Below are 21,386 nucleotides of genomic sequence, written 5' to 3'. Positions count from 1 at the left end.
CCGAGAGGAACGGGCCGCAGCCCGGAGGGGAGCGAGGATGTCATGCAGACCTTCGTTCGGAAAGGAGATGCGGCACCCAGGCCGCCACGGATTGATGGATGTCCTCGAAGACCTGTCGGAAGACCGACGGACCCTGGCCGAACGGGTCGAGGATGTCGCGGGGAGGTGTGGACAGCCAATGTCCCAAGAGAAAGATCCGACCTCGGGCGCCGGGAGCCAGGGCGGTGCACCATTCCTTCTGGAGCGCGTCCATCACGAGGATCAGGTCCGCGCGATGGGCCATCTCCACGGTGAACTGCCGCCCCCGGTGGCCCGAGATGTCGCAGCCGGCTTCCTTCATCAGGCGCTCGGCCTCGGGATCGGGAGGGCAGTCCACCAGGGCCTTCAGCCCCGCCGATTCCACCCGCACCGCCGGCTTCACGGCCGCCCCGAGGAGGGCTTCGGCCATGGGAGCGCGGCAGTGGTTCCCCTCGCAGAGGACGAGCACGGAATCGATGGACGGAGTCGGGGTCAAGCGGAGGGTCCGAGGGAAGGGAAGGGGAAGGAGGCCGTCAGCGCTCGCGCCGGACGAGGTAGCGGACTTCTCCCGTGGCGATCGCGGTGGAGGTCACGGCGGTCACGGTGGGGAGGAGAAGGCTCATCACGCGGTTGAAGCGGACGAGGGTTCCGGCGTCGACGTAGACGATGTCGCGGGGGTTCAGAGGGAACCGGTCGGCCAGGACCATCGAGGTGGGATTGCGGGCGTCCAGGTGGAAGACGTCCACGCCGTTGGGGCTGCCCGTCTGCCGGATGACGTAGATGGAGCGGGCGTCGGCGCTGGCTCCCAGGATCCCGCCGGTCTCCGTGATCGCCTGGGCCAGCGACAGGTTGCCGTGGATCAGGGGCAGGTTCCCGGGGCGGACCAGCTCTCCCATCATGTAGACGGGGTTCTCCAGCGCGTGGGGGACGTGCAGCGAATCACCGTCCTTGAGCAGGATCTGGCCGATGCGGTTGCCCGAGGCCACCAGGGACTGGAAGTTCAACCGCCACACCTGGTCGCCGCGGGTGAGGACGACCCGGCTGTCGTCGGCGGTGGGAAGGAACCCGCCCGCGCGATTGACCGCTTCAGCCAGCGTGAACGGCACGTCGGTGACCGTATAGACGGCGGGGCTCTTCACCTCGCCGCCCACGTAGATCTTCTGGGAGCGGTAGGCAATCACCTTGACGTCGATCTGGGGATTCTGCAGCGTCCGGGACAGCTTGGCGGTGAGGGCGTCCCGCACCTGGGAGACGGTCATCCCCGCCACCTTGACCTTGCCCACATAGGGGAAATAGAGCTGGCCGTCCTCGTCCACCACGCTTCCCGACGCCGAATCCTGGCGGTACTGGCCCAGGGGAAGGGTGATCTCGGGGTGGTCCCACACGGTCACCAGCAGGACGTCCTGGGGGCCCAGGCGGTAGGGGGGGAGCTTCTCCGCGGCCACCAGCAGCTCCGCCGCCGTGGGATCCACGGTCCGCGCGCGCAGGGGCTTGAGGGCCTCCGCGCTGAGGGGGCGGAGGGTGACGCTGAGGCCGTCCACCTGGGTGGTCGTCTCCCGACTGCCCGGCTTCACATTCAGCTTCATGCCCGGCGACGTGCAGGCGCCGAACAGCAGAAGCCCGCACAGGGCCGCGCCGAATCGGAGGCGTCCGCTGCCGAGGGAGAGGGCTGCTCCCGATCGCGGGAGAGGCTGGGTTGGACAGTGGGAAGGGTGCATGAATGGCCTCCATAGAGGATGCACGGGAAGGGAATTGCGCGAGATGGTTAGATTTTGGTGTCGTAAATTACCAAGTTTGATCAAGAGCTTAACAGGGTCTGGTGGGGTTGTGTCCAGTGTATGTTTTTGGGCGCCGCGAGCCAGGGGTGTACAGTCCGGAGAAGGGAGCCGCAAGGGGGAGATCCCTTCCGGCCCATGACGTGGATCACGCAATAACAGCCGGGGGACGGCGTCATTTCCCCTGAGGCGCCTCGCTTGGGCGGCTGCGGAGAAAGGACCGGAAAGGGATGACGGAGGGCTCCGCGCGATTGGCCGAGGTGTTCGAGCGGGAGAAGTCCCGCCTCCTCGGCTACGTGCGGCGCCAGCTCGCCGGCTTCTCCGGAGCGGAGGCCGAGGACATCGTGTCCGACGCCGTCTACAACCTGCTGCGGCGGGCCGACGTCATCGGGGAGATCGAGAACCTGACGGCCTACCTCTACCGCTCCGTCGCCAACCGCGTCACCGACCACCGGCGCGGGGGAACGCCCCCCCTCTCCCTCGACCATCCCACCCGCCTTTCCGCGGAGGAAACGGGCCCCCTGGACCCCGAGCACCGCGGACCCACCCCCGAGCAGAGCTACGACCAGGCCCAGTTGCGGGAGCGGCTGGCGGAAGCCCTCGACCAGCTGGGGCCTCGCGAACGGGCCATCTGGATCGCCACCGAGATCGACGGCCGCAGTTTCCGCGAATTGGCCGAGGACTGGGGCGAGCCCATCGGAACCCTCCTCTCCCGCAAGAGCCGGGCCTCGGGCCGGCTCCGCGACCTCCTTTCCGACTACCGAACCCGAACGCAGGAGTTGCCATGACCTTCGGCCCCGATCCTTCCACGCCTCCCGTCCCGCGCAGCCGCGCCCGCCTGATCCTCATCCACGTCGTCTTCGGGGGCGCGTTCGCCGCGGCCCTGGCGCTGATCTTCGGATTCGCCGTGATGCAGCTGTGGAACCACCTGATGCCGCAGATCGTCGGCGCGCGTGCGGTCTCCTACTGGCAGGCCGTGGGGCTGCTCGTCCTGACGAGGCTGCTGGTCGGGAGCTTCTCCCACGGTGGCAGCCATCACGGCCACGGCCGGGAATCCCGGGGGACCGGCCACAGCTGGCGGGAGTACGACGCCTGGTGGAAGGGCTCCGGCAAGTCCTCCTTCCGGGGCACTTCCGAGGGAGAAGAGAAGGGCGGCCAGCCGGGGCTGTGATCGACCGCACACCCTTTTTCGCGCCGGCAATAACGTCGGACCCGTCCCGTCTTGGAGACGAACCCGCGCGACCGGATCCCCCCTGCTCCGCGCCCCGCCCAGGAGCTTTCCGATGACCGAACCGAGAATCCTGGAAGCCTTCCAGACGATGTGGGGGCCCTTCCCGGAGCCCGTCATGCTGGTCCACCGGGACCGCACCGTCCTCGCAGCGAACGACCTAGCCCGCCAGATCGGGATCCCCACGGGCATCAAGTGCCACACGCTGAATCCCCTGGCCGAGGGGAAGCACTGCCAGCACTGCAAGGCGAACCAGGCCCTCAATTCCGGCAAGACCGTGTGCAAGGAAGAGCTGATGGGGGACCGCTACATCCGCGGCTACTGGATGCCCCTGACCGAAGCCCCGGATTTGTACGTCCACTTCGGGATCGGAACCGCCGAGGCCCTGGCCCAGAACGCGGCGGCCTGCGCTCCCCAGGCTTGAATAGATGAATCAACAGGAGGGCGCCGCCGATCGGGCGGCGCCCTCCTGTTCAGATCGAGAGGTCCGTGGCCCGGTGCTCCGCGTCCAGGGCGATGAAGCCCTCGGTGCCGGTGACGGAGGTGTACTGCCCGCGGTCCGGATCGAACGCGAAGACCTCGCCGGTCTCGATCTTGTAGACCCAGGCGTGGAGGTGGAGCATCCCGCTGGCCATGGCCTTGGCCACGGCCGGGTGGCTGCGCAGGTTTTCCAACTGCACCAGGACGTTCTCTTCCACCGTGGCATGGAGCAGTTCGTTCCCGTGGAGGTGGCCGTAGCTCTCCCACATGATCCGCTCGGTCTTGCGGGCGTGGGCCAGCCAGGCCTTGGTGGCAGGAAGCTCTCCCAACTGCTCGGGCTCCAGCAGGGCCTTCATGGCGCCGCAGTTGGAGTGGCCGCACACGATGATGTCCTTCACCCGCAGGCTGGCCACGGCGAACTCGATGCCCGCTGCCATCCCGCCCATCTGCTCGTAGGGCGGGACGAGGTTGCCCACGTTCCGCAGGATGAACAGCTCCCCCGGCTGGGTCTGGGTGATCAGGTTGGGGCTGATCCGGGAGTCCGAGCAGGTGATGAACAGGGTCTCGGGCGTCTGGTCCTGGTCCAGGCGCTCGAACAGGTCCTTGTGGGAGCTGAAGATCTGGGTCTGGAACTGGTGGATGCCCTGGACGAGTCTCTGCATCGAACCAGTCTACCCAAGGGCAGGCTCGACCTCAGAACGTCAGGTTGGCCAGGTGCTCTTCGGAGGTGATGGGGGTGTTGGGCTCGTCGTGGATGATCTTGCCGTCCCTCAGCTTCACGATCCGGTGGGCGTGGCGGGCGATGTCCTCCTCGTGGGTGACGAGGATGATGGTGTTGCCCTTCTGGTAGAGGTCCTCGAACAGGGCCATGATCTCGATGCTGGTCTTGGAATCCAGGGCGCCGGTGGGCTCGTCGGCCAGGAGGATGGAGGGGTCGTTCACCAGGGCGCGGGCGATGGCCACGCGCTGGCGCTGGCCGCCGGACAGTTGGTTCGGCATGTGGTCGCTGCGGGACCCGAGGCCCACGCTCTCCAGCGCCTTCTGGGCCATCTGGTGCCGTTCGTGGGGCGTCTTGCCCGCGTAGATGAGAGGCAGTTCCACGTTCTGGAGGGAGGTGGTCCGGGCCAGGAGGTTGAAGGTCTGGAAGACGAACCCGATCTCCTCGTTGCGGATCTGGGCCAGGTCGTCGTCGCTCATGGCCGACGCCAGCTTCCCGTTCAGCTCGTAGGTGCCGGTGGTGGGCGTGTCCAGGCAGCCGATCACGTTCATCATCGTGGACTTGCCGGAACCTGAAGGCCCCATGATGGCCACGTACTCGCCGCGGTGGATCTCCAGGGAAACGCCGTCCAGGGCCCGCACTTCCATGTCGCCCATCTGGTAGATCTTGGTGATGTCGGTGAGCCGGATCAGGGGGGCGTCGGTCATGGAATCTCCGGGCGGCCCGCCAGGGCCCTGCTCCATCTTCGCAGATGTCCGGGAAGGGGTTTAGGGCATCGAAGGGAATCCCGCTACAATCACGGGTTCGCCTTGTCTCGAGCTACAGGTCCTCATTCCCGATGATTGCTTCCCTGATCCGCGCCCTGGGTCGGCCGCTGCTGCGGCTGCGGTATCGCATCCAGGTGGAAGGCTTGGACGCCCTTCCCTCGCAGGGGGGGCCAGGCATCCTGTTCCTGGCCGCCCACCCCACCCTGGTGGATCCCTTCCTGTTGGCGGCGGAACTCCACGGCCACTTCGCGCCGGTGCTGGTGGCCGGGCGGGACCACGCCGCGTCCGCCCCGCTCCGGTGGCTGGCCCGGCTGCTGGGTTGCCGGCCCCTCTCCGATCCCGCCCAGCACGGCGAACGCGCCCGGGAGATCCTGGACCGGGAGATCGCCGCTCTGGCGACCCACCTGACCTCGGGGGGCCACCTCGTCCTGTTCCCGGGCGCACGCCTGGCGCGGCAGAAGACCGAGGACCTGTCGGACAACAGCACCGTGGAGGCCCTTCTCCGCCAGGCGCCCGGCGCCCGGGTGGTCGTGATCCATCTGCAGGGGTTGTGGGGAAGCCGCTTCAGCGCCGCCTCCGGCCGGCGGCCCTCCGTCGGGACCGAACTGCTGAAGGGACTCGGCTATTTGCTGGCGAACGGCCTGTTCTTCATGCCCCGCCGCGACGTGCGGCTGGTCTTCGAGGAACTCCACGGCCTGCCTTTGGCCGACGGTCGTCCCGTCCTCAACCAGGCTCTGGAGGTTCGGTTGAATGCCGGCGCTACGCCCCGGACCTTCGTCCCCTATCTCCGGGGGAAGGACCGCGCGCCCCGCACTTTGCCGGAACCGCCCCGGCCCCGGGTGGAGGGCAATCCCCGGTCCGTGCCCCCCCAAGTGCGCGAGGCGGTGAAGCGCCACCTTCAGGCGCTGACGGGTCGGAGCGAGATCAAGGATGAGCAGCGGCTGGTGGCGGATCTCCATCTGGACGCCCTGGATCGCCGGGAGCTGGAGTTCTGGATCCAGCGCGCCTACGGCTATCCCCCCGGCGATCCCGCCGCGGTGCAGACGGTGGGCGACCTGCTGCTGGCGGCCACCGGCGCCGCCGTGTCCCTTCGCCAGGGCGAACTGAAAGCCGTCCCACCCGCCTGGTTTCATTCCCGGACGGACCTGGCCATCGAGATGCCCGACGGGGAGACCATCCCCGAGGTCTTCCTCAAGCAGGCGCGCCGCGACCCCCGCCGGGTGGTCCTCGCGGATCAGGTGGGCGGCGTGAAGACCTACCGCGACGTCCTCACCGCCGTCCTGGTCCTCAAGCCCATCTTCGAGGCCCTGGAGGGAACCCACGTGGGCCTCATGCTCCCGGCCTCGGGCGGCGCCAGCATCATCTATCTGGCCCTCCTGTTCGCCGGGAAGACGCCGGTGCTCGTGAACTGGACCGCCGGCGCCCGCAGCATGGCTTACGGGCTGGATCTGGTGGACGTCCGGCACGTGGTGACGGTCTCGACCCTGATCAACCGGCTGGATGCGCAGGGCGTGGATCTCTCCGCCGTGAAGCCGCGGCTGTTCCTCCTGGACGAAGCGGGCAAGCGGATCGGGCTGGGGACGAAACTGGCCGCCGCCTTCAGCGCGCGCTTCAACTGGACCTCCCTCCAGGCCGCCCGGCCCCCCGCCACGGCGGCGGTGCTGTTCACCAGCGGGAGCGAGAGCCATCCCAAGGCCGTGCCCCTGAGCCACGGGAACATCCTCACCAACATCCGGGACGCGGCCCAGGCCCTGAATTTCCGCCAGGACGAGCGGGTGATGGGCTGCCTGCCGCCCTTCCATGCTTTCGGCCTGACCACCACCACGATCCTGCCCCTGCTGGTGGGGCTGCGGGTGGTCTACCACCCCAATCCCACCGAAGGACGGATGCTGGCCCGGATCATCGAGGCCTACCACGCCACCCTGCTCGTGGGCACGCCCACCTTCCTGGGCGGGATCCTCCGCACCGCCGAGGATCGCCACCTGGAATCCCTGAGGATCGTCGTGTCGGGGGCCGAGAAGTGCCCCGATCAGATCTACGCCACCCTGGCCCGCCGCTGGCCGAACACCGCCGTCCTGGAAGGCTATGGGATCACCGAATGCTCTCCGGTCGTCTCGGTGAACCGGGAGGAGGATCCCCGGAACGGGACCATCGGGAAGCCGCTGCTGTCCGTGGAGTGGGCGATCGTGGATCTGGAGAGCGGTCGCCGGGCGGAACCCGGCCAATCGGGGATGCTGCTCGTGCGCGGCCCCAGCGTGTTCTCCGGCTACCTCAATCCCGACGTGGATTCGCCCTTTGAGACCTTCGAAGGCAAGGACTGGTACCGCACCGGCGACCTGGTGCGCCAGGACCGGGGCGTCCTGGTGTTCACGGGCCGGCTGAAGCGCTTCGTGAAGCTGGGGGGCGAGATGGTGTCCCTGCCGGCCATCGAGGAGGCCCTGTCGCAGAAGTTCCAGGGCGAGGACGAGACCGAGCCGCTGCTGGCGGTGGAAGCCATGCCCGAGGAACTGAACCCCGACCTGATCCTGTTCTCCGTGGCGGGCATCGCCCGGGACGAAGCCAACGCGGCCATCCGCGCCGCGGGCCTGTCCTCCCTCCACAACATCCGCGTCGTCCGCCAGATCGATCAGATCCCCACCCTCGGCACCGGCAAGACCGACTATCGCGCCCTGAAGGCCCTGCTGGCGGATGTTTCCGCCTAGACCACCTCGAACAGGACGGCCAGTCCGAGCCCGCCCCCGATCCCCAGGGTGGCAACTCCCAGTCCGCCGCCCCGGGTCCTCAACTGGTGGATGAGGGTGACCGCGATCCGCGCGCCGCTGGCGCCGATGGGGTGGCCCAGGGCCACGCCGCCGCCTGTGACGTTCAGCCGCTCCGGGGGCAGGGTGAGCTGCCGCTGGCAGACCAGTAACTGGGCGGAGAAAGCCTCGTTCAGCTCCCACAGGTCGATGTCCGCGACTCTGAGCCCATGGTCCGCCAGGAGGCGGCGGACGGCGGGGACGGGCGCCTCGCCCATGTCGAGGGGATCCACCCCGGCCTCGACCCAGCCCAGGATCCGGGCCAGGGGCCGCGCGTCGCCGGCCTGTTCCCGCCGCGCCACGAGCAGGCAGGCCGCGCCGTCCGCCAGCGCGGAGGCGTTTCCCGCCGTGATCTGGCCCCCGGGAGCGAAGACCGGCGGCAGGGCGGCGAGGCTCTCCTCCCTCACGCCCTCCCGGATGCATTCGTCCCGGTCGAGCTGGGGATGGGGCAGGTGTTCCGCGCGGAAGTCGGCGGCCGCGGCGCGGCGGTGGCTCTCCGCCGCCCAGGCGTCGGCCTCGGTGCGCGCGATTCCCCGCTTGGCGGCCAGGCGTTCGACGGTTTCGCCCATCAACAGGCCGGTGACGGGGCAGAGCAGTCCGTCCTGGTGCATGACGTCAGGCGCCTGGCGGTGGCCTATGCGGAAGCCCCAGCGCAGCCCCGGCACGAGGTGGGGCGTGTCGGACATGGCCTCGCTGCCTCCGGCGAGGATCGCCCCTTCCGCACCGTCCCGCAGCCGCTGGCACGCGACGATGAGGGCCTGGAGGCTGGAGCCGCAGGCCATGTTGACGGTGAAGGCGGTCGTTTCCGGTGGCAGGCCGGCTTCCAGCGCGAGTGTGCGCGCGGGGTTCATGCCCTGGGTGTGGCTGCGGGCCATGCCCCAGAGGGCGCTTCCGGGCCGGGGCAGGGCGCCGTCCCGGAGCAGTTCTTCCACGGCGGCGCGGCCCAGCGCGACGGCCCCGAGGCCGGCCAAGCTCCCGCCGTACCGCCCCTGGGGCAGGCGGCCCGCGGCCAGGACGAGCAGGTCGTCCCGATTCTTCACGGCGCCGGCCTTCACCGCGCCGGCTCCCAGTCGTCGGGGGTGGGTTCCCGCGGGCCCAGGCGGGCGTTGGGTGGGAACCACGCATCCCACAGGGCCAGGTGGCGCGCGACGTACTCGCGCATCCAGAAGCGGAACCGCGACAGGGGCGGACGATCGTCGGTGAGGGCCGGCACGCCCCAGGCGCGGAGGCCGATGTGGTCGGCGAGGTAGAGGGCGCGGGGCAGGTGGAAATCCGAGGTGACGATCACCACCTGGGATTGGCCGAACACCGCCTGGGCGCGCTTCAGGCTGTCCCAGGTCCGCAGGCCCGCGTAGTCGCTGACGATCCGCCTGGGAGGCACGCCCTGCTTCACCAGCCACCGCCGCATGGCCTGGGGTTCGTTGTAGGAGGCGTGGCGGTTGTCGCCCGAGACGAGAAACCACCGGACTTTTCCGGCCCGATAGAGGGACAGGGCGGTGCGCAGCCGGCCCTCCAGGATCGACGTGGGCTCTCCGTCGCCGTAGACGCCCGCTCCCAGCACCAGCACCGGCCCGTTCACGGCGGGGATGGCGTCCGCCCGGTGGATCTGCTGGTGGTGCATGGCGGGGAACCTTCCCAGCGTCCACAGCAGGTCTCCGAAGAGGGCCAGTGCTGGAATCACGAGCAAGGACCGCCGGTGCGCCCAGCAGCGATGAAGGAAGGCGGAGATCGGCATCGTGAGTTAGCATAGACCTTTCGTCCGCCCAGCCCCATGGACCTCCCGCCGAACGAGACGCCTTGATGAACATGAGCCTTGCCCCCATGGTCCTTCTGTCTCGGCGGATCTCCCGCCGCGCGCCGCTGGTCCTGGGCCCGCTGGCCCTCCTTCTGGCATCCGGCTGTTTCCGGGCCACGGGAATCGCGAGACCTTCCGTCGCGGTGGAGGAGATCCCCGCCGTCGGCGGCGACCGCATCTACGGCCTGAAGGCCACTTCCAGCGCGGGGGACTTCTATCTCGGCAACGACTCGGTCCAGCTCGCGGTGGACGGCGCCGCATTCGGAAATCGCGAAGGGCAGTTCGGCGCGGCATCCGGCGGCGCCATCCTCGACATCGGCAGTATCTCCCTCGACCAGAGCTACAAGCGGGTCTCCCCGCCCACCGACATGCTGGAGCGCCTGGGGCCCGTGGCGAACCAGGACCCCGACCTGCCGCTGGTCTTCGATCAATATGTCCCCACCGCCGGCGTGAACTCCGTGAGCCTGGAGATGCGCGGCTACCTCTTGGATCCCAAGGCCAAGCTCGGCGTGGCGACGGATGCCCAGGGCCGGGTGGCGGGCGTGACCGCCGTCCACCGTCTCACCCTCAACAAGGGCGAGACGTTCTACACGGTGGAGACCACCCTCGCCAATGCCGGCAGTTCGGCCCTTCCGCTCCGCAACATCGCTGACGCCCTGTCCCAGCACGGCGGCGGGTACCGCCCACTCGTTCCCGCGGTCCAGGCCTTCGACGGCACGCCCCTCAGCAGTTGGGGCGTGGAGATCCCCGGATCCGATTTCGCTGCGCCCCTGACCACCAGCGTCCAGGCGCCCATGGTGGCCCTGATGGGCACCGAATCCTCCGGCAGCAGCCTGGATTCGCATTCCTCCCTGGGCATTCTTCCCTTGGATGTGGAGCGGGTCCTCGTGGCATCGGACCCCGTCCACCCCCTGACCGAGTTGCGTCCCCTGGTGCCGGCCCGGGTGGTGGTGGGCAGCCCCGCCTCGGCGAATCTTCCGGCGGGTGGTTCCCTGGCGTACCGTCGGCGGCTGTATGTGGTGGGAGGTGCCGATGCGGTGCTCTCTACGTTGGGTACCGTCGCGAATCCCTACTACCCCAGCCAGGCGACCCTCCTGCAGAACGAGATGACCCAGGCCCGCAGCGGCTTCCAGAGCGGGGAAGTGGGCGTCCTGGCCTTCGATTCCTTCGGAACGGCTTATCACGGCGGTCCGCTCCAGACGGAGTTCCGGTTCGAGCGCTACACGGGCACCAATGCGGCCGTGGATCCGGCCATCGACGTGGACCCTACCCATTGGACGTTGGAGCGGGTGGAGTGGCGGGAGCCCAGCGACATCGCCGCCAGCAGCGGAGCCCTGCCGGTGCTTCTGCCCGCCGTGGCCGATCCTCGATTCACGGGCCGCACGCAGCAGTACCGCGTGACCGCTTCCAACGCCACCCAGAGCTACACCCTCTACCTGGGTACCAATAGCCTGAATACGGATCGTCTCTACCTCCAGACGGCCATCACGCCCTCCAAAGACCAGGCGTGGAGTCTTGCGGAGAGCCTGGCTCCCGAGCGGGGCGAAGTGCTCGACGCCAACGGCAACGTGATCACTCAGAAGCAGCTGGCCCACGTCTTCTCGGTGCGTCAGGCGGGCACCCTGGAATTCGCCGGTCTCAATCCCCGCCGCTTGACCTTCGTGGGGCTGGGCACGACTGCGGATCCGAGAATGCAGCGAAGCCGACATATGTCGAGTTACTACGATCCCGTCTACAAGGGAAAGGTGGTCCTTGGCGCGAGTTCCGCCATCTACCAGTACACCGCGGGGAACGAAGTGTTCGGCACCTCCTTCGCCTCCCCCTACGGTGTAGCAACCGCCTACTTTCCGGCGGGGGATTACCTGACCTACAGCACCCGCGGACCCCAGTCCTACCTGGACGTCCTGCCGATCAAGTCCTTCGACGGGCAGACGGACATCAGCCATGCGTTCGTAGCCCTGGATTCGCCGCTGCCTTCGGGCTGGAGCGCTTTCGACCTGCCCAGTCCCACGCAGGCGACGACCGGAGGCCTCAACCCTGGCGAGCTGCTCAGTTCAGCTTTGGCCAATGGGATTCAGGTCGTGGGCCGCACGGAAGAGGATCAGGTGACCGATCCGGCGGTCTTGCGCACGGAATTTCGTCAGGAGATTGAGAACACGGGGTTGAGCGACGCCCAGCGGGAATCGGTGGGACTGGATCCCTTCGTGGTGGGCGCCCGCAGTTCCAGTCTGACCGATGGGTTCACCACCGCCCTCTTCATCCCCACGCCCACCGGTGATCGCAACGGCGGCGCGCGGCCCTCCAAGGGCTGGACGCTGGCGGATTTCATCACCCAAGCGGAGGGCGGCTACACGGTGATCCACCGTCCCCGCGGTCCCCAGGGGCTGTTCACGGTGCGCGGCTTCAATCCTGCGGTGGCCCTCGGATTGGGTGCCAATGCTTGGTGGACCCAGACGGGCGCTATGTCCCTCGGTAAGCGTCATGGCGATTTCGATGCACTGGAGCTCCTCCGCGCCGAGGGCTGCGATCCCGCGGATCCCACGGCGTGGTTCGCCGAATTCAAGGCCGTGCGTGCCGACTGGTTCTCGCTCCTGAAGCAGCAGGCTCCGGGGGCCTTCACCAAGGCGCTGGGCCTGTCCGCCGCGAAATACAGCTTCGATACGCCCGTGGGTCTGGCCCGCACCTACCTTCGGTTGGGCTCGGCGACCCTTACCCAGGACACCTTGACGCCGGTCCTGGAGGCCCTCCGCAGTGGCGCGGCTGTGGCCTCCACGGGGCCCCTCCTCGACGTGACCGTCAATGGCACCCATCCCGGCGGGCTGGTGGCCGGTCCCGCGGCGACGGTTTCCATCTCCATCTCGCTCTACGCCCCGGATTGGGTGCCGGTGGACGAGGTCCGGGTGGTGGTGAACGGGGTCGCCCAGGTGGTGCCTCTCGCCAGCTTCACCGCCTCCACCGTGGACGGCCGGCTCCGCACGGCCACCTTGGCTAGCGTGGCGATGCCCGCCGGTCAGGACGCCTGGATCGTGGTCGAGGCCGGGGTGTCCCTGTCCACCACGGGCGCCTACCGGACGGGAACGCCCTGGAACCGGATCATGCGGGGCATCTACCCCGTGGCCGTGACCAACCCGGTCTTTGTGGACGTGAACGGCGGGGGATACACTCCTCCGGGACTCTAGATCCAGGGGAGCGGGCGATGGCGGATTGGCTTCCGGAGCGGCTTCCGGAGGATATCGACGCGGAGCGGTCCTTTCTGGCCACCTGCTGCGCGCCGGGCGCGGGCTTCGTGGCCAGCGAGGCGGTGTTCGCCCTGGCGGAGGAGGACTTCGTCCACCCCGCCCACCGCGCGGTGTTCCGGGCCCTCCGGACGCTCATCGAAGCGCAGGTGGAGGTCAACTCCCTCACTCTGAAGGACGCCCTCGACCAGGACGACAGCCTGAACAAGGTGGGCGGCTATCCGGGGCTGGTGGAGTTGCTGGCGGGCGAGGACGTGGAGCGCCCCCAGGTGCTGGCGGACGTCATCCGGCGCAAGGCGAAGCTCCGGCGGCTGGTGCACCTGGGCGCCCAATTGGTGCGGCAGGCGGCTGAGGAGGACGAATCTCCGGAAGTCCTGGTAGACCAGACAGCCCAGAGCCTCTTCCACCTAGCCCAGGGCGACGCCAAGGCCCGCGGGCTGCTGTCCATCCAGAGCGTGGCGGACGACGCCATGGAGCGGCTGCACGAGCGGCTGGAAGGCCGGCTGTCGCCGGGCGTCCGCGTGGGCTTCAGCCGCTTCGACGAGCTGACCCAGGGCTTCCAGCCGGGCAACCTCATCGTGCTGGCGGCCCGTCCCGGCATCGGCAAGACGGCCCTGGCGCTGAACTGGATCCTGCGGGCGGCCCAGGAACGGGACGGGCGCTCGGGCCACTGCGGCGCCTTCTTCAGCCTGGAAATGAGCCACGAGGAGGTCTTCATGCGCCTCCTCTCCGCCAAGAGCCAGACCAACATGAAGGATCTCCAGGCCGGGCGCGCCGCGGGCCGGATCGAGCACGTCCTCCAGACGCGGGACGAACTCGTTCAGATGCCGCTGTTCATCTGCGATCAGGCGTCGATCACCGTGCCCCAGATCCAGAACATGGTCGTGAAGCAGGGCAGCCAGAGCAACCGGCGAGTGGAGTTCGTCATCATCGACTACCTTCAGCTGCTCAGCAGTCCCGAAGGCAGCCGCGGCGCCAAGCAGAACGAGGCCATCCGAATCGGCGAGATCAGCCGCGGACTCAAGCTCATGGCGAAGGACTTCGGGATCCCTGTGGTGGTGCTGTCCCAGCTGAACCGCGAGGTGGAGCACCGCACCGGCGGCCGGCCCCAGCTCAGCGACCTGCGCGATTCCGGCGCCATCGAGCAGGACGCGGACATGGTGGCCTTCATCCACCGGAAGATGATCCCCTCCGCCAACGAAGAGCCCGACAACTCCGCCGAACTGATCGTCGCCAAGCACCGCAACGGCCCCACCGCGATCATCCCGCTGCACTTCCAGGGGGAATACGCGATGTACCGCGAGCTGGAGCGGTACACGAACTGATCCGGTGCCAAAAGACGAAGGTTGACCGCCAAGGGCGCCAAGAAAAGCGCTATCCGGTTCTGGATGTTTTTCGCGGTGGTTCTTTGGAATGAAAAGGGCGGCCGGAGCCGCCCTTTTCGTGGAAGCGGAGAGGCCTACTCCAGGCCGAAGGTGGAGTTCTCCAGCTCCTTTTTGACGAAGGCCATGAACAGATCGCCCACGGCGCCGTCGATGGGGGGTCCCCCTCCGTGAAGCCGAAGGCTGAATGGAAGTGGGCCCCGGTGGGGCCCGCGTTCGGGGGCTGCCAGAAGCGGCGTGCGCGCCAGCGGAGCGCGCGCTCAGCCGCGGAGGATCAGCGACTACTCCAGCCCGAAGGTGGAGTTCTCCAACTCCTTTTTGACGAAGGCCATGAACAGATCCCCCACGGCGCCGTCGATGATCCGATGGTCGAAGCCGAGGCTGCTGAACATCATCTGGCGGATGGCGATGAAGTCGGTGCCGTCGGGGCCGGTGACGACCACGGGGCGCTTCACGATGGCGCCGACGCCCTGGATGGCCACCTGAGGCTGGTTGATGATGGGCAGACCGAAGGTGTCGCCGTAGACGCCGGGATTGGTGATGGTGAAGGTGCCGCCGCTGATCTCATCCGGCTTGAGCTGCTTGCCGCGGGCGCGTTCGGCCAGGTCGTTGAGGCTCCGCGCCAGGCCGCCGAGGTTCATCATGTCGGCGTTCTTCACCACGGGAACGATGAGGCCCCAGTCCAGGCTGACGGCGATTCCCAGGTTGATGTCCTGCTTGTAGACGACGTTGTCGCCGTCCACGGAGGCGTTGGCCACGGGATAGGCGCGCAGCGCCTTGCAGGCGGCCATCATCACGAAGGGCATGAAGCTGAGCTTGGTGCCGAACTGCGCCTCGAAGGCCTTCTTGTGCTTGTGGCGCAGCTGGGCCACGTGGGTCATGTCGATCTCGAAGACCGTGTAGACGTGGGCCGAGGTGCGGCGGCTGGCCACCATGTTGTCCGCGATGATCTTCCGCATGCGGCTCATGGGCTCCACCACCACCCGCTCGCCGGAAGCGAAGGCGGGCATGGCGGGGGCGGGCGCCACGGAGATGGCGGGCGTCAGGCCCATGGTGGGCGCGGAGGGATCGTGGACCGCGGGGAGGGCGGGCGCCACGGAAGGCGTTGGCTGGTTCGAGGGCTGCCCTTGCGCGGGACGGGAGGCAGGAGCCTTCGCCAGGTGGGCCTCCAGGTCCTCCTTGGTCACCCGGCCGGACTGGCCGCTGCCCTCGACCTTCGCCAGATCGACGCCGTGCTGCTTGGCCATCTCGCGGACGAGCGGGCTGCTCTTGGTGCGGAGGCGGCCTTCGAGGCTGTTGTCGTCCTCGTCTGGTTGGGGCGCGGGCGCGGAAGGGGCGGCGACCGCCTGTTGCTCCTTCGCCTGGGCGGGTGCCGCAGTTGCGGTGGCACCGCCAGCAGGGGCGCCGGCGGCTTTTTCGGAGGCATCGCCGATGCGCGCCACCACGGTCCCCACGGGAACTGTGGCGTTCACGTCCACCAGGATCTCCAGGAGCGTGCCGGCCGCGGGGGCGGGGATTTCCGCATCCACCTTGTCGGTGCTGATCTCGTACAGGGTCTCGTCCTTGGCGACGGGATCGCCGGCCTTCTTGTGCCACTTCAGGACGGTGGCTTCCGCGATGCTCTCGCCCATCTGGGGCATGACGACGTCAAAGGCCATGGTTCGCTCCTATGCGGACAGGGTCGGGGTTGCGAGATGGTGGGCGGTGGCGGACTGGAAGGCGTGGGCCACTTCCAGCAGGCGGACGTCCGACAGGGCCGGACCGATCAGCTGGATGCCCACGGGCAGGCCTTCGGACAGGCCCGCGGGGACGGACAGGCAGGGCACGCCCGCGAGGGCGGTGGGGACGGTGAAGGCGTCGGCGAGGTACATGGCCAGGGGGTCCCCGGTCTTGGTGCCGAAGGGGAACGCGACGCCGGGGCTGACGGGGCCCGCGAGGACGTCCACTTCGGCGAAGGCCCGGTCGAAGTCGGCGGCGATCAGGGCCCGAGCCTTGAGGGCCTTCACGTAGAAGGCGTCGTAGTAGCCCTTGGAGAGGCAGAATGTCCCCAGGAGGATGCGGCGCTTGACCTCGGGCCCGAAGCCTCGGTCGCGGGTCCCGGCGACCATCCCGGGAAAGCCGCCCGCATCGGGAACGCGCAGGCCATACCGCACGCCGTCGAACCGGCTGAGGTTGCTCGAGACCTCGCTGGTGCAGAGCAGGTAGTAGGCGTCGATGGCGTAGCGCGTGTGGGGGAGGTCGACCTCCACCAGGCGAGCACCTTGTTCCTCGAACACTCGGAGGGCCGCTTCGAGTGAGCTTCGGACGCCGGGCTCCAGGCCCTCTCCGAAATATTCCCGCGGAAGGCCGATCCGCAATCCCCGCAGGTCCGCGGATCGCAGGGACGCCAGCCGCTCGGAACCGGGGAGGTCGACGGAGGTGCTGTCCCGGGGATCGGCCCCGACCATCACGCTGAACGCGAGCGCGAGATCCTCGGCGGTGGCGGCGATGGGTCCGGGCTGGTCCAGGCTGGAGGCCATGGCCGTGAGTCCGTAGCGACTCAGAACGCCGTAGGTGGGCCGAAGGGCAGTCACGCCGCAGAAGCTGGCCGGAAGGCGCACGGATCCGCCGGTGTCGCTTCCCAGGGCGAGGGACGCGTAGCCCGCGGCCACGGACACCACGGACCCGCTGCTGCTTCCGCCCGGAACCCGCGAGGGATCCCACGGGTTGCGGGCGGGGCCGAAGGCGCTGTATTCCCCGCTGGAGCCCATGGCGAACTCGTCGAGGTTGGCCTTGGCGAGGGGAACGGCCCCGGCCTGGATCAGCCGGCTCACCACGGTGGCGTCGTAGGGGGCGACGTAGCCGTCCAGAACGCGGGAGCCGCAGGTCACGGGCAGGCCGCTCCAGTTGAAGTTGTCCTTGAGGACCACCGGAAGTCCCAGGACGGGCGTCCGCTCTCCGGCCCGCAGCCGGGCGTCCGCCTGGCGCGCCAGGTCCAGGCTGCGGGCTTCGTCCATCGCGAGCACGGCGTGAAGTTCCCCGTCCAGGGCGCGGATCCGGTCGAAGGCCGCGCGCACCAGCGCTTCGCAGGACTGCGTGCCGGCGTCCAGGTTCCTGCGCTCGTCCATCGCTGTGCCCACCGCCATGCGCGCTCTCCGGGACTTTCTACTCTGCCATTCCGAGGGGGGCTCTTCCACCCTCGCGTGTCCCGGGAAGGACCTTCCCGCTGGAGCTCCCGATCGCCCTGGACCTGCGCCCGGATCGGAAATAGGCTACCATCCTCAACTCAAGCCCTGTTCCTCCACTCGCATGCGTCACGCGCGCCTCCGCCCCGCAGACCTTCATGAATCCTTTCGAAGTCCTCGACATCTCCCCGGAGGCCTCCCCTGACGACATCAAGGCGGCCTACCACCGGCTTGCCAAGCAGTGGCATCCGGACCGGTACCAGGGCGCCGAGAAGGCGGAGGCGGAAGCGAAGTTCCGGGAACTGGCCGAGGCGTTCAGTCTTCTGAAGGATCCGGCGAAGCGGGCGAGTTTCCAGCAGAAGGCCGCCGTGCCTCCGGTGGGGACCGTGGCGGCGCCCTTCGAATCGCCCATGGAACGGACGCCCGAGGACTGGGCCGCCATGGCCCGGAGCGCTTTTCAGGAAGGGCAGCTGGATCAGGCCCGGGCGCTCATCCACTACGCCATCCGCATGGACGGCACGAAGGCCCCCTACCACGCCCTTCTGGCCACCGTGCTGGAGCGGGAAGGCGAGGACCTCCGGGCGGTGGTGAAGGCCCTGGAGGCCGCGGTCCGGCTGGATCCTCGGGATGTCGACAGCCACCTCCGCCTGGCCACGCACTTCCAGTCGCTGGGAATGCAGGCCCGGGCCCAGGGTCACCTCCAGACCGCCCGCGAGATCGCCCCGGACCACCCCAAGTTCCGCGCCGCCGTTCCTAAAGGGGAGCGGGGACGCGGCCCGAAGGGCAAGGGGGCGGTTCCGGCTCAGCCGAGCCTCAAGGAGCAGTGGAACGATCTCTGGAGCCGATTGACGGGAAGGGGCCGATGATGGGAATCCGCGCCGCAGGCAAGACCGACGTCGGGTGCGTGCGGAAGCACAACGAGGACAGCTTCCTGGTGGACGAGGCCCTGGGCCTGTTCGTGGTGGCGGACGGGCTGGGCGGTCACGCGGCGGGTGAAGTGGCCAGCCGGATCGTGGTGGAGACCGTAGCCCGGTTCGTGGGCGAGACCCTGGAGAAGGACCGTACCTGGCCTCTGGAGTACGATCCCTCCCTCTCCTACGACGGGAACCGCCTCAAGGCGGCGCTCCTCCTGTCGGATCAGGCCATCGGAGAGGACATCCGCCGGCACCCGGAGCGCGAGACCATGGGCTCGACGGTGGTCGCCGGCCTGGTCCACGGCACCACCGTGACCTTGGCCCACGTGGGAGACAGCCGGGCCTACGTCCTCGGCCCGGGGGGAATCCGCCAGATCACCCGCGACCACAGCTGGGTGGCGGAGCAGGTGGCGAACGGGATCCTGACGCCCTCCGAAGCGCGGGTCCATCCGTTCCGCAACGTGATCACCCAGGCCTTGGGCAACGGCGGCGAGCTGGACATTGAAATCCAGAACCTCGACCTGGGAAAAACGGATCGACTCTTGCTTTGTTCCGATGGTCTGTCGGGGATGGTCAGCGATCCCCAGATCCTGGACATCGTGGAAGGGACGCAGGATGTCCAATCCGCGGTGGATTCGTTGATTTCCATGGCGCGCGAACAGGGGGGGGAAGACAACATCACCGCTGTCCTGGTCGCCCGGAGCGAGGACGAAAAATGACGCAAGCGCAGTTAACCTTGACCTAATTCAATCCGGCGGTACCCTTCTCACATAATTAAATTCTCCAAGCGAGGCGTCCGGTGGGTCTTTTCGGAAGCAAAACCAAAAGTCTTGTCGGTTTGGATATCGGGTCCAGCTCGGTGAAAGTCTGCGAACTGCAGCAGTTGGGGAAGGGGAGCAACATCCGCTACCGCCTCCAGAAGCTGGGGCAGGTGCTCCTTCCCTCCGACGCCATCGTGGACGGCGACATCATGGACAGCAACGCCGTGTCCTCGGCCATCCGCCAGGCGCTGGCGGAACAGAAGATCAAGGCCAAGGACGTGGCCATTTCCGTGTCCGGGCAGCAGGTGATGGTCAAGAAAGTGACTTTCCCCCTGATGAGCCAGGCGGAATTGGCGGAATCGGTCCGGTGGGAGGCGGAGAGCTTCTTCCCGGCTGGCCAGGGCCTGGATTCCTACGCCCTGGATTACTACCTCATTGAGGAGCGGGCCTCGGACGGGAACATGGACGTGGTCCTGGTGGCCTGCCGGAAGGACAAGCTGGAGGCCTACGTCAGCTGCGTGGCCCAGGCGGGCTGCACTCCCAAAGTGGTGGACGTCGACGTGTTCGCGGTCCAGAACGCCTACGAGATCAATACCTCCGGCGCGGGTCGGGAAGAGGTGGTGGCCCTGGTGAACATGGGCGCCACCTTCACCAACCTCACCATGATGGTGGGCGGGAAATCGGTCTTCTGGCGCGACATGGCCTGGGGCAGCGGGCGGTACACCGAGAAGCTGATGGAGGACTGGGGCGTCAGCCGCGAGGCCGCCGACCACCTGAAGCGCAATCGGGGCGCCGAGGGCCGCGAGCCCGAGGAAGTCCAGCCTTCCATCAACGCGGCTTCGGACGCCTTTGCCGACGAACTCAGCCGAACCCTCGACTTCTTCAAGAGCAGCTTCAAGGTGGACCGCCTGGATCGCGTCCTGGTCAGCGGCGGCGGCTCCATGATCCACGGACTGATCGACGTCCTGGGCGACCGCTTGCGGGTGCCCGTGGACCGATTCAATCCCTTCCAGCTCATCGAGATCGACGGCCGGACCGAAGATCCCGCCACCGTCCGGGAAATCGGCGGCGGCGCGGCCGTCGTCGTGGGGCTCGCCTTGCGCCAAGTGGGGGACCGATGATCAAGATCAACCTCCTGGGTGACGCGCTGGCCCAAAGCGGGGCCAAGAAGGGCTCGGACAAGGGGACCGCGGAGCCCGTCCAGATCTATACGGGCGAGGGCGGCAGCCGCTCCAGCCTGCCCATCGCCGGCGTGGTGGTGGGACTCCTGTTCGCCGCCGTGGGGGGCGTCTACTACATCTGGCTGAACAGCGAGTACACGCGGGCGGAGAAGCGCAAGGCCGACCTGGAGCGGGACAAGAAGCAGTACGAGCCCTACATCGCGCTGGAGAAGAGCTTCCGTGAGAAGAAGGAGGCCCTCCAGAAGAAGGAAGAGGTGATGCTCGCCCTGAAGCGCCAGCAGTCGCTGCCGGTGCACTTCCTGGAGGAACTGGCCAACAGCCTGCCGGACGACGTGTGGTTCCGGAAGATCTCCCAGAAGGGCGCCACCATCACCATCGAAGGCGAAGGCCGGAACTTCGAGGCCATCAACGCCTTCTACGGGAATCTCCAGTCCCGGACCCGCTGGTTCAAGAAGATCAACTACCCAGGGGCGAAGCGAGGGACCTCCGGTTCCTTCGACTTCACGATCTCCTTCGAACTCCAGAACGCCGTCTGAGGTAGGCCATGAATCCCCAGCTTCAGAAACAGATCGGCGTGGGCGCCCTGGCCGGCATCGTCCTGGCGGGGCTGATCTACTTCCTGCTGGGCGGGAAGCGGACCGAGCTGGAGGCCGTCCAGACGGACGTGAACACCCTCCAGGCCGAAGTGGACAAGGGCAAGCTCCTGAAGGCCAACTACGAGAAGCTCCGCGAGGAAGTGGCCAAGCAGGACAAGCGGATCGAAGAGCTGATCAAGATCATGCCCTCCGATGCGGACTACGGCGAGATCCCCTACCGCATCAAGAAGATCGCCGACGACGCCGGCATCGACCAGGTGGCCTTCGCCCTCAAGCCCGAGCGCAAGGACGTCTACTACACCGAGAAGCCTGTGGAATTCGAGTTCCGCGTGGGCTACCACTCCTTCGGGCAGTTCGCGTCGCTGGTGTCGGGCTACGACAAGATCATCAACATCTCCAACATCGAGTTCACCCGCAAGACGGACAACCGCAGCGTCTATCCCGCCACCCTCAAGTGCAACATCAGCGCTTTCGTCTACAATCCCGAACCTCCCCCGTCTGAAAAGAAGCCGGCTCCCGCCCCGGCCCCGGCGCCCGCCCCCAAGGGCGGCGTGAAGGAGGATTGAGGAAGCC

At 67.9% G+C, this 21,386-nt stretch carries 19 protein-coding genes; 11 read left to right on the top strand and 8 right to left on the bottom strand.

Annotated elements, in window-relative coordinates:
- Positions 1 to 40 precede the first annotated feature (40 nt).
- The gene (locus RAH39_RS08305; RefSeq protein ID WP_306589622.1) at positions 41 to 514 is read right to left on the bottom strand and encodes a low molecular weight protein-tyrosine-phosphatase; all 474 of its coding nucleotides are present in this window, start codon (positions 512 to 514) and stop codon (positions 41 to 43) included.
- A gap of 37 nt (positions 515 to 551) precedes the next feature.
- Positions 552 to 1,736: a polysaccharide biosynthesis/export family protein gene (locus RAH39_RS08300; protein WP_306589621.1), complete on the bottom strand. Its 1,185-nt coding sequence runs from the start codon at positions 1,734 to 1,736 to the stop codon at positions 552 to 554.
- Between the two features lie 287 nt (positions 1,737 to 2,023).
- Between RAH39_RS08300 and RAH39_RS08295 the strand changes: the two genes are divergently transcribed.
- From RAH39_RS08295 to RAH39_RS08285, 3 genes are all read left to right on the top strand, one after another.
- Positions 2,024 to 2,581, top strand: coding sequence for an RNA polymerase sigma factor (locus tag RAH39_RS08295; RefSeq protein WP_306589620.1), 558 nt, complete (start codon positions 2,024 to 2,026; stop codon positions 2,579 to 2,581).
- A complete protein-coding gene (locus RAH39_RS08290; protein ID WP_306589619.1) occupies positions 2,578 to 2,964 on the top strand; it encodes a hypothetical protein in 387 nt (128 codons plus the stop codon). The genes RAH39_RS08295 and RAH39_RS08290 overlap by 4 nt, the downstream gene beginning before the upstream one ends.
- A 112-nt stretch (positions 2,965 to 3,076) precedes the next feature.
- Positions 3,077 to 3,445 carry a hypothetical protein gene (locus RAH39_RS08285; RefSeq protein ID WP_306589618.1) on the top strand — a complete coding sequence of 123 codons (369 nt, stop codon included), beginning with the start codon at positions 3,077 to 3,079 and terminating at the stop codon, positions 3,443 to 3,445.
- 49 nt (positions 3,446 to 3,494) lie between these two features.
- Here RAH39_RS08285 and RAH39_RS08280 read toward each other — a convergent pair whose 3' ends face one another.
- Together RAH39_RS08280 and RAH39_RS08275 are read right to left on the bottom strand one after the other, a co-directional pair.
- Positions 3,495 to 4,163, bottom strand: coding sequence for a carbonic anhydrase (locus tag RAH39_RS08280; protein WP_306589617.1), 669 nt, complete (start codon positions 4,161 to 4,163; stop codon positions 3,495 to 3,497).
- Positions 4,164 to 4,194: 31 nt separating this feature from the next.
- Positions 4,195 to 4,926 carry an ABC transporter ATP-binding protein gene (locus RAH39_RS08275; RefSeq protein WP_306589616.1) on the bottom strand — a complete coding sequence of 244 codons (732 nt, stop codon included), beginning with the start codon at positions 4,924 to 4,926 and terminating at the stop codon, positions 4,195 to 4,197.
- A 131-nt stretch (positions 4,927 to 5,057) separates the two neighbouring features.
- Between RAH39_RS08275 and RAH39_RS08270 the strand changes: the two genes are divergently transcribed.
- Positions 5,058 to 7,688 (top strand): AMP-binding protein, encoded by a 2,631-nt coding sequence (locus RAH39_RS08270; protein WP_306589615.1) that lies wholly within the window; start codon positions 5,058 to 5,060, stop codon positions 7,686 to 7,688.
- Here RAH39_RS08270 and RAH39_RS08265 read toward each other — a convergent pair.
- Together RAH39_RS08265 and RAH39_RS08260 are read right to left on the bottom strand one after the other, a co-directional pair.
- A complete protein-coding gene (locus tag RAH39_RS08265; protein WP_306589614.1) occupies positions 7,685 to 8,839 on the bottom strand; it encodes a thiolase family protein in 1,155 nt (384 codons plus the stop codon). The two genes, RAH39_RS08270 and RAH39_RS08265, sit on opposite strands and share 4 nt — an antisense overlap.
- Positions 8,836 to 9,465: a SanA/YdcF family protein gene (locus tag RAH39_RS08260; RefSeq protein WP_306589613.1), complete on the bottom strand. Its 630-nt coding sequence runs from the start codon at positions 9,463 to 9,465 to the stop codon at positions 8,836 to 8,838. The genes RAH39_RS08265 and RAH39_RS08260 overlap by 4 nt, the downstream gene beginning before the upstream one ends.
- Positions 9,466 to 9,605: 140 nt before the next feature.
- On the opposite strand from RAH39_RS08260, the gene RAH39_RS08255 reads away from it, so the two are divergent.
- Positions 9,606 to 12,758 (top strand): CehA/McbA family metallohydrolase domain-containing protein, encoded by a 3,153-nt coding sequence (locus RAH39_RS08255; RefSeq protein ID WP_306589612.1) that lies wholly within the window; start codon positions 9,606 to 9,608, stop codon positions 12,756 to 12,758.
- A gap of 17 nt (positions 12,759 to 12,775) precedes the next feature.
- Positions 12,776 to 14,140, top strand: coding sequence for a replicative DNA helicase (locus RAH39_RS08250; RefSeq protein WP_306589611.1), 1,365 nt, complete (start codon positions 12,776 to 12,778; stop codon positions 14,138 to 14,140).
- A 338-nt stretch (positions 14,141 to 14,478) separates the two neighbouring features.
- On the opposite strand, the gene RAH39_RS08245 is transcribed toward RAH39_RS08250, so the two are convergent.
- Complete coding sequence (locus tag RAH39_RS08245; RefSeq protein WP_306589610.1) at positions 14,479 to 15,855, bottom strand: dihydrolipoamide acetyltransferase family protein; 1,377 nt, start codon at positions 15,853 to 15,855, stop codon at positions 14,479 to 14,481.
- 9 nt (positions 15,856 to 15,864) lie between these two features.
- On the bottom strand, positions 15,865 to 17,322 hold the full coding sequence (gatA, locus tag RAH39_RS08240; RefSeq protein WP_306589609.1) for an Asp-tRNA(Asn)/Glu-tRNA(Gln) amidotransferase subunit GatA: 1,458 nt from the start codon (positions 17,320 to 17,322) through the stop codon (positions 15,865 to 15,867).
- 197 nt (positions 17,323 to 17,519) lie between these two features.
- Between gatA and RAH39_RS08235 the strand changes: the two genes are divergently transcribed.
- The 5 genes from RAH39_RS08235 to RAH39_RS08215 all read left to right on the top strand — a co-directional run bounded on the left by RAH39_RS08235 (position 17,520) and on the right by RAH39_RS08215 (position 21,379).
- Positions 17,520 to 18,227 carry a DnaJ domain-containing protein gene (locus tag RAH39_RS08235; protein ID WP_306589608.1) on the top strand — a complete coding sequence of 236 codons (708 nt, stop codon included), beginning with the start codon at positions 17,520 to 17,522 and terminating at the stop codon, positions 18,225 to 18,227.
- Positions 18,224 to 18,994: a Stp1/IreP family PP2C-type Ser/Thr phosphatase gene (locus tag RAH39_RS08230; protein ID WP_306589607.1), complete on the top strand. Its 771-nt coding sequence runs from the start codon at positions 18,224 to 18,226 to the stop codon at positions 18,992 to 18,994. Before RAH39_RS08235 ends, RAH39_RS08230 begins: the two co-directional genes overlap by 4 nt.
- Positions 18,995 to 19,074: 80 nt before the next feature.
- Positions 19,075 to 20,157, top strand: coding sequence for a type IV pilus assembly protein PilM (pilM, locus tag RAH39_RS08225; protein ID WP_306589606.1), 1,083 nt, complete (start codon positions 19,075 to 19,077; stop codon positions 20,155 to 20,157).
- Positions 20,154 to 20,753: a PilN domain-containing protein gene (locus RAH39_RS08220; RefSeq protein WP_306589605.1), complete on the top strand. Its 600-nt coding sequence runs from the start codon at positions 20,154 to 20,156 to the stop codon at positions 20,751 to 20,753. The genes pilM and RAH39_RS08220 overlap by 4 nt, the downstream gene beginning before the upstream one ends.
- A gap of 8 nt (positions 20,754 to 20,761) precedes the next feature.
- Positions 20,762 to 21,379, top strand: a complete 618-nt coding sequence (locus RAH39_RS08215) for a type IV pilus inner membrane component PilO (RefSeq protein ID WP_306589603.1) — start codon at positions 20,762 to 20,764, stop codon at positions 21,377 to 21,379.
- Positions 21,380 to 21,386: the final 7 nt, after the last annotated feature.

Origin of the sequence: Geothrix sp. 21YS21S-4, from assembly GCF_030845995.1 — a bacterium.
GTDB lineage: Bacteria > Acidobacteriota > Holophagae > Holophagales > Holophagaceae > Geothrix.
Note: the sequence above shows the minus strand (reverse complement) of the source record. Positions and strands in the feature narration are given on the sequence as shown.

What these genes read in the sequence shown, in the direction of transcription:
- RAH39_RS08300 (WP_306589621.1), bottom strand. Translation starts at nt 1,736, where the DNA reads ATGCACCCTTCCCACTGTCCAACCCAGCCTCTCCCGCGATCGGGAGCA.
- RAH39_RS08295 (WP_306589620.1), top strand. Translation starts at nt 2,024, where the DNA reads ATGACGGAGGGCTCCGCGCGATTGGCCGAGGTGTTCGAGCGGGAGAAG.
- RAH39_RS08290 (WP_306589619.1), top strand. Translation starts at nt 2,578, where the DNA reads ATGACCTTCGGCCCCGATCCTTCCACGCCTCCCGTCCCGCGCAGCCGC.
- RAH39_RS08285 (WP_306589618.1), top strand. Translation starts at nt 3,077, where the DNA reads ATGACCGAACCGAGAATCCTGGAAGCCTTCCAGACGATGTGGGGGCCC.
- RAH39_RS08280 (WP_306589617.1), bottom strand. Translation starts at nt 4,163, where the DNA reads ATGCAGAGACTCGTCCAGGGCATCCACCAGTTCCAGACCCAGATCTTC.
- RAH39_RS08275 (WP_306589616.1), bottom strand. Translation starts at nt 4,926, where the DNA reads ATGACCGACGCCCCCCTGATCCGGCTCACCGACATCACCAAGATCTAC.
- RAH39_RS08270 (WP_306589615.1), top strand. Translation starts at nt 5,058, where the DNA reads ATGATTGCTTCCCTGATCCGCGCCCTGGGTCGGCCGCTGCTGCGGCTG.
- RAH39_RS08255 (WP_306589612.1), top strand. Translation starts at nt 9,606, where the DNA reads ATGGTCCTTCTGTCTCGGCGGATCTCCCGCCGCGCGCCGCTGGTCCTG.
- RAH39_RS08250 (WP_306589611.1), top strand. Translation starts at nt 12,776, where the DNA reads ATGGCGGATTGGCTTCCGGAGCGGCTTCCGGAGGATATCGACGCGGAG.
- RAH39_RS08245 (WP_306589610.1), bottom strand. Translation starts at nt 15,855, where the DNA reads ATGGCCTTTGACGTCGTCATGCCCCAGATGGGCGAGAGCATCGCGGAA.
- gatA (WP_306589609.1), bottom strand. Translation starts at nt 17,322, where the DNA reads ATGGCGGTGGGCACAGCGATGGACGAGCGCAGGAACCTGGACGCCGGC.
- RAH39_RS08235 (WP_306589608.1), top strand. Translation starts at nt 17,520, where the DNA reads ATGAATCCTTTCGAAGTCCTCGACATCTCCCCGGAGGCCTCCCCTGAC.
- RAH39_RS08230 (WP_306589607.1), top strand. Translation starts at nt 18,224, where the DNA reads ATGATGGGAATCCGCGCCGCAGGCAAGACCGACGTCGGGTGCGTGCGG.
- RAH39_RS08220 (WP_306589605.1), top strand. Translation starts at nt 20,154, where the DNA reads ATGATCAAGATCAACCTCCTGGGTGACGCGCTGGCCCAAAGCGGGGCC.
- RAH39_RS08215 (WP_306589603.1), top strand. Translation starts at nt 20,762, where the DNA reads ATGAATCCCCAGCTTCAGAAACAGATCGGCGTGGGCGCCCTGGCCGGC.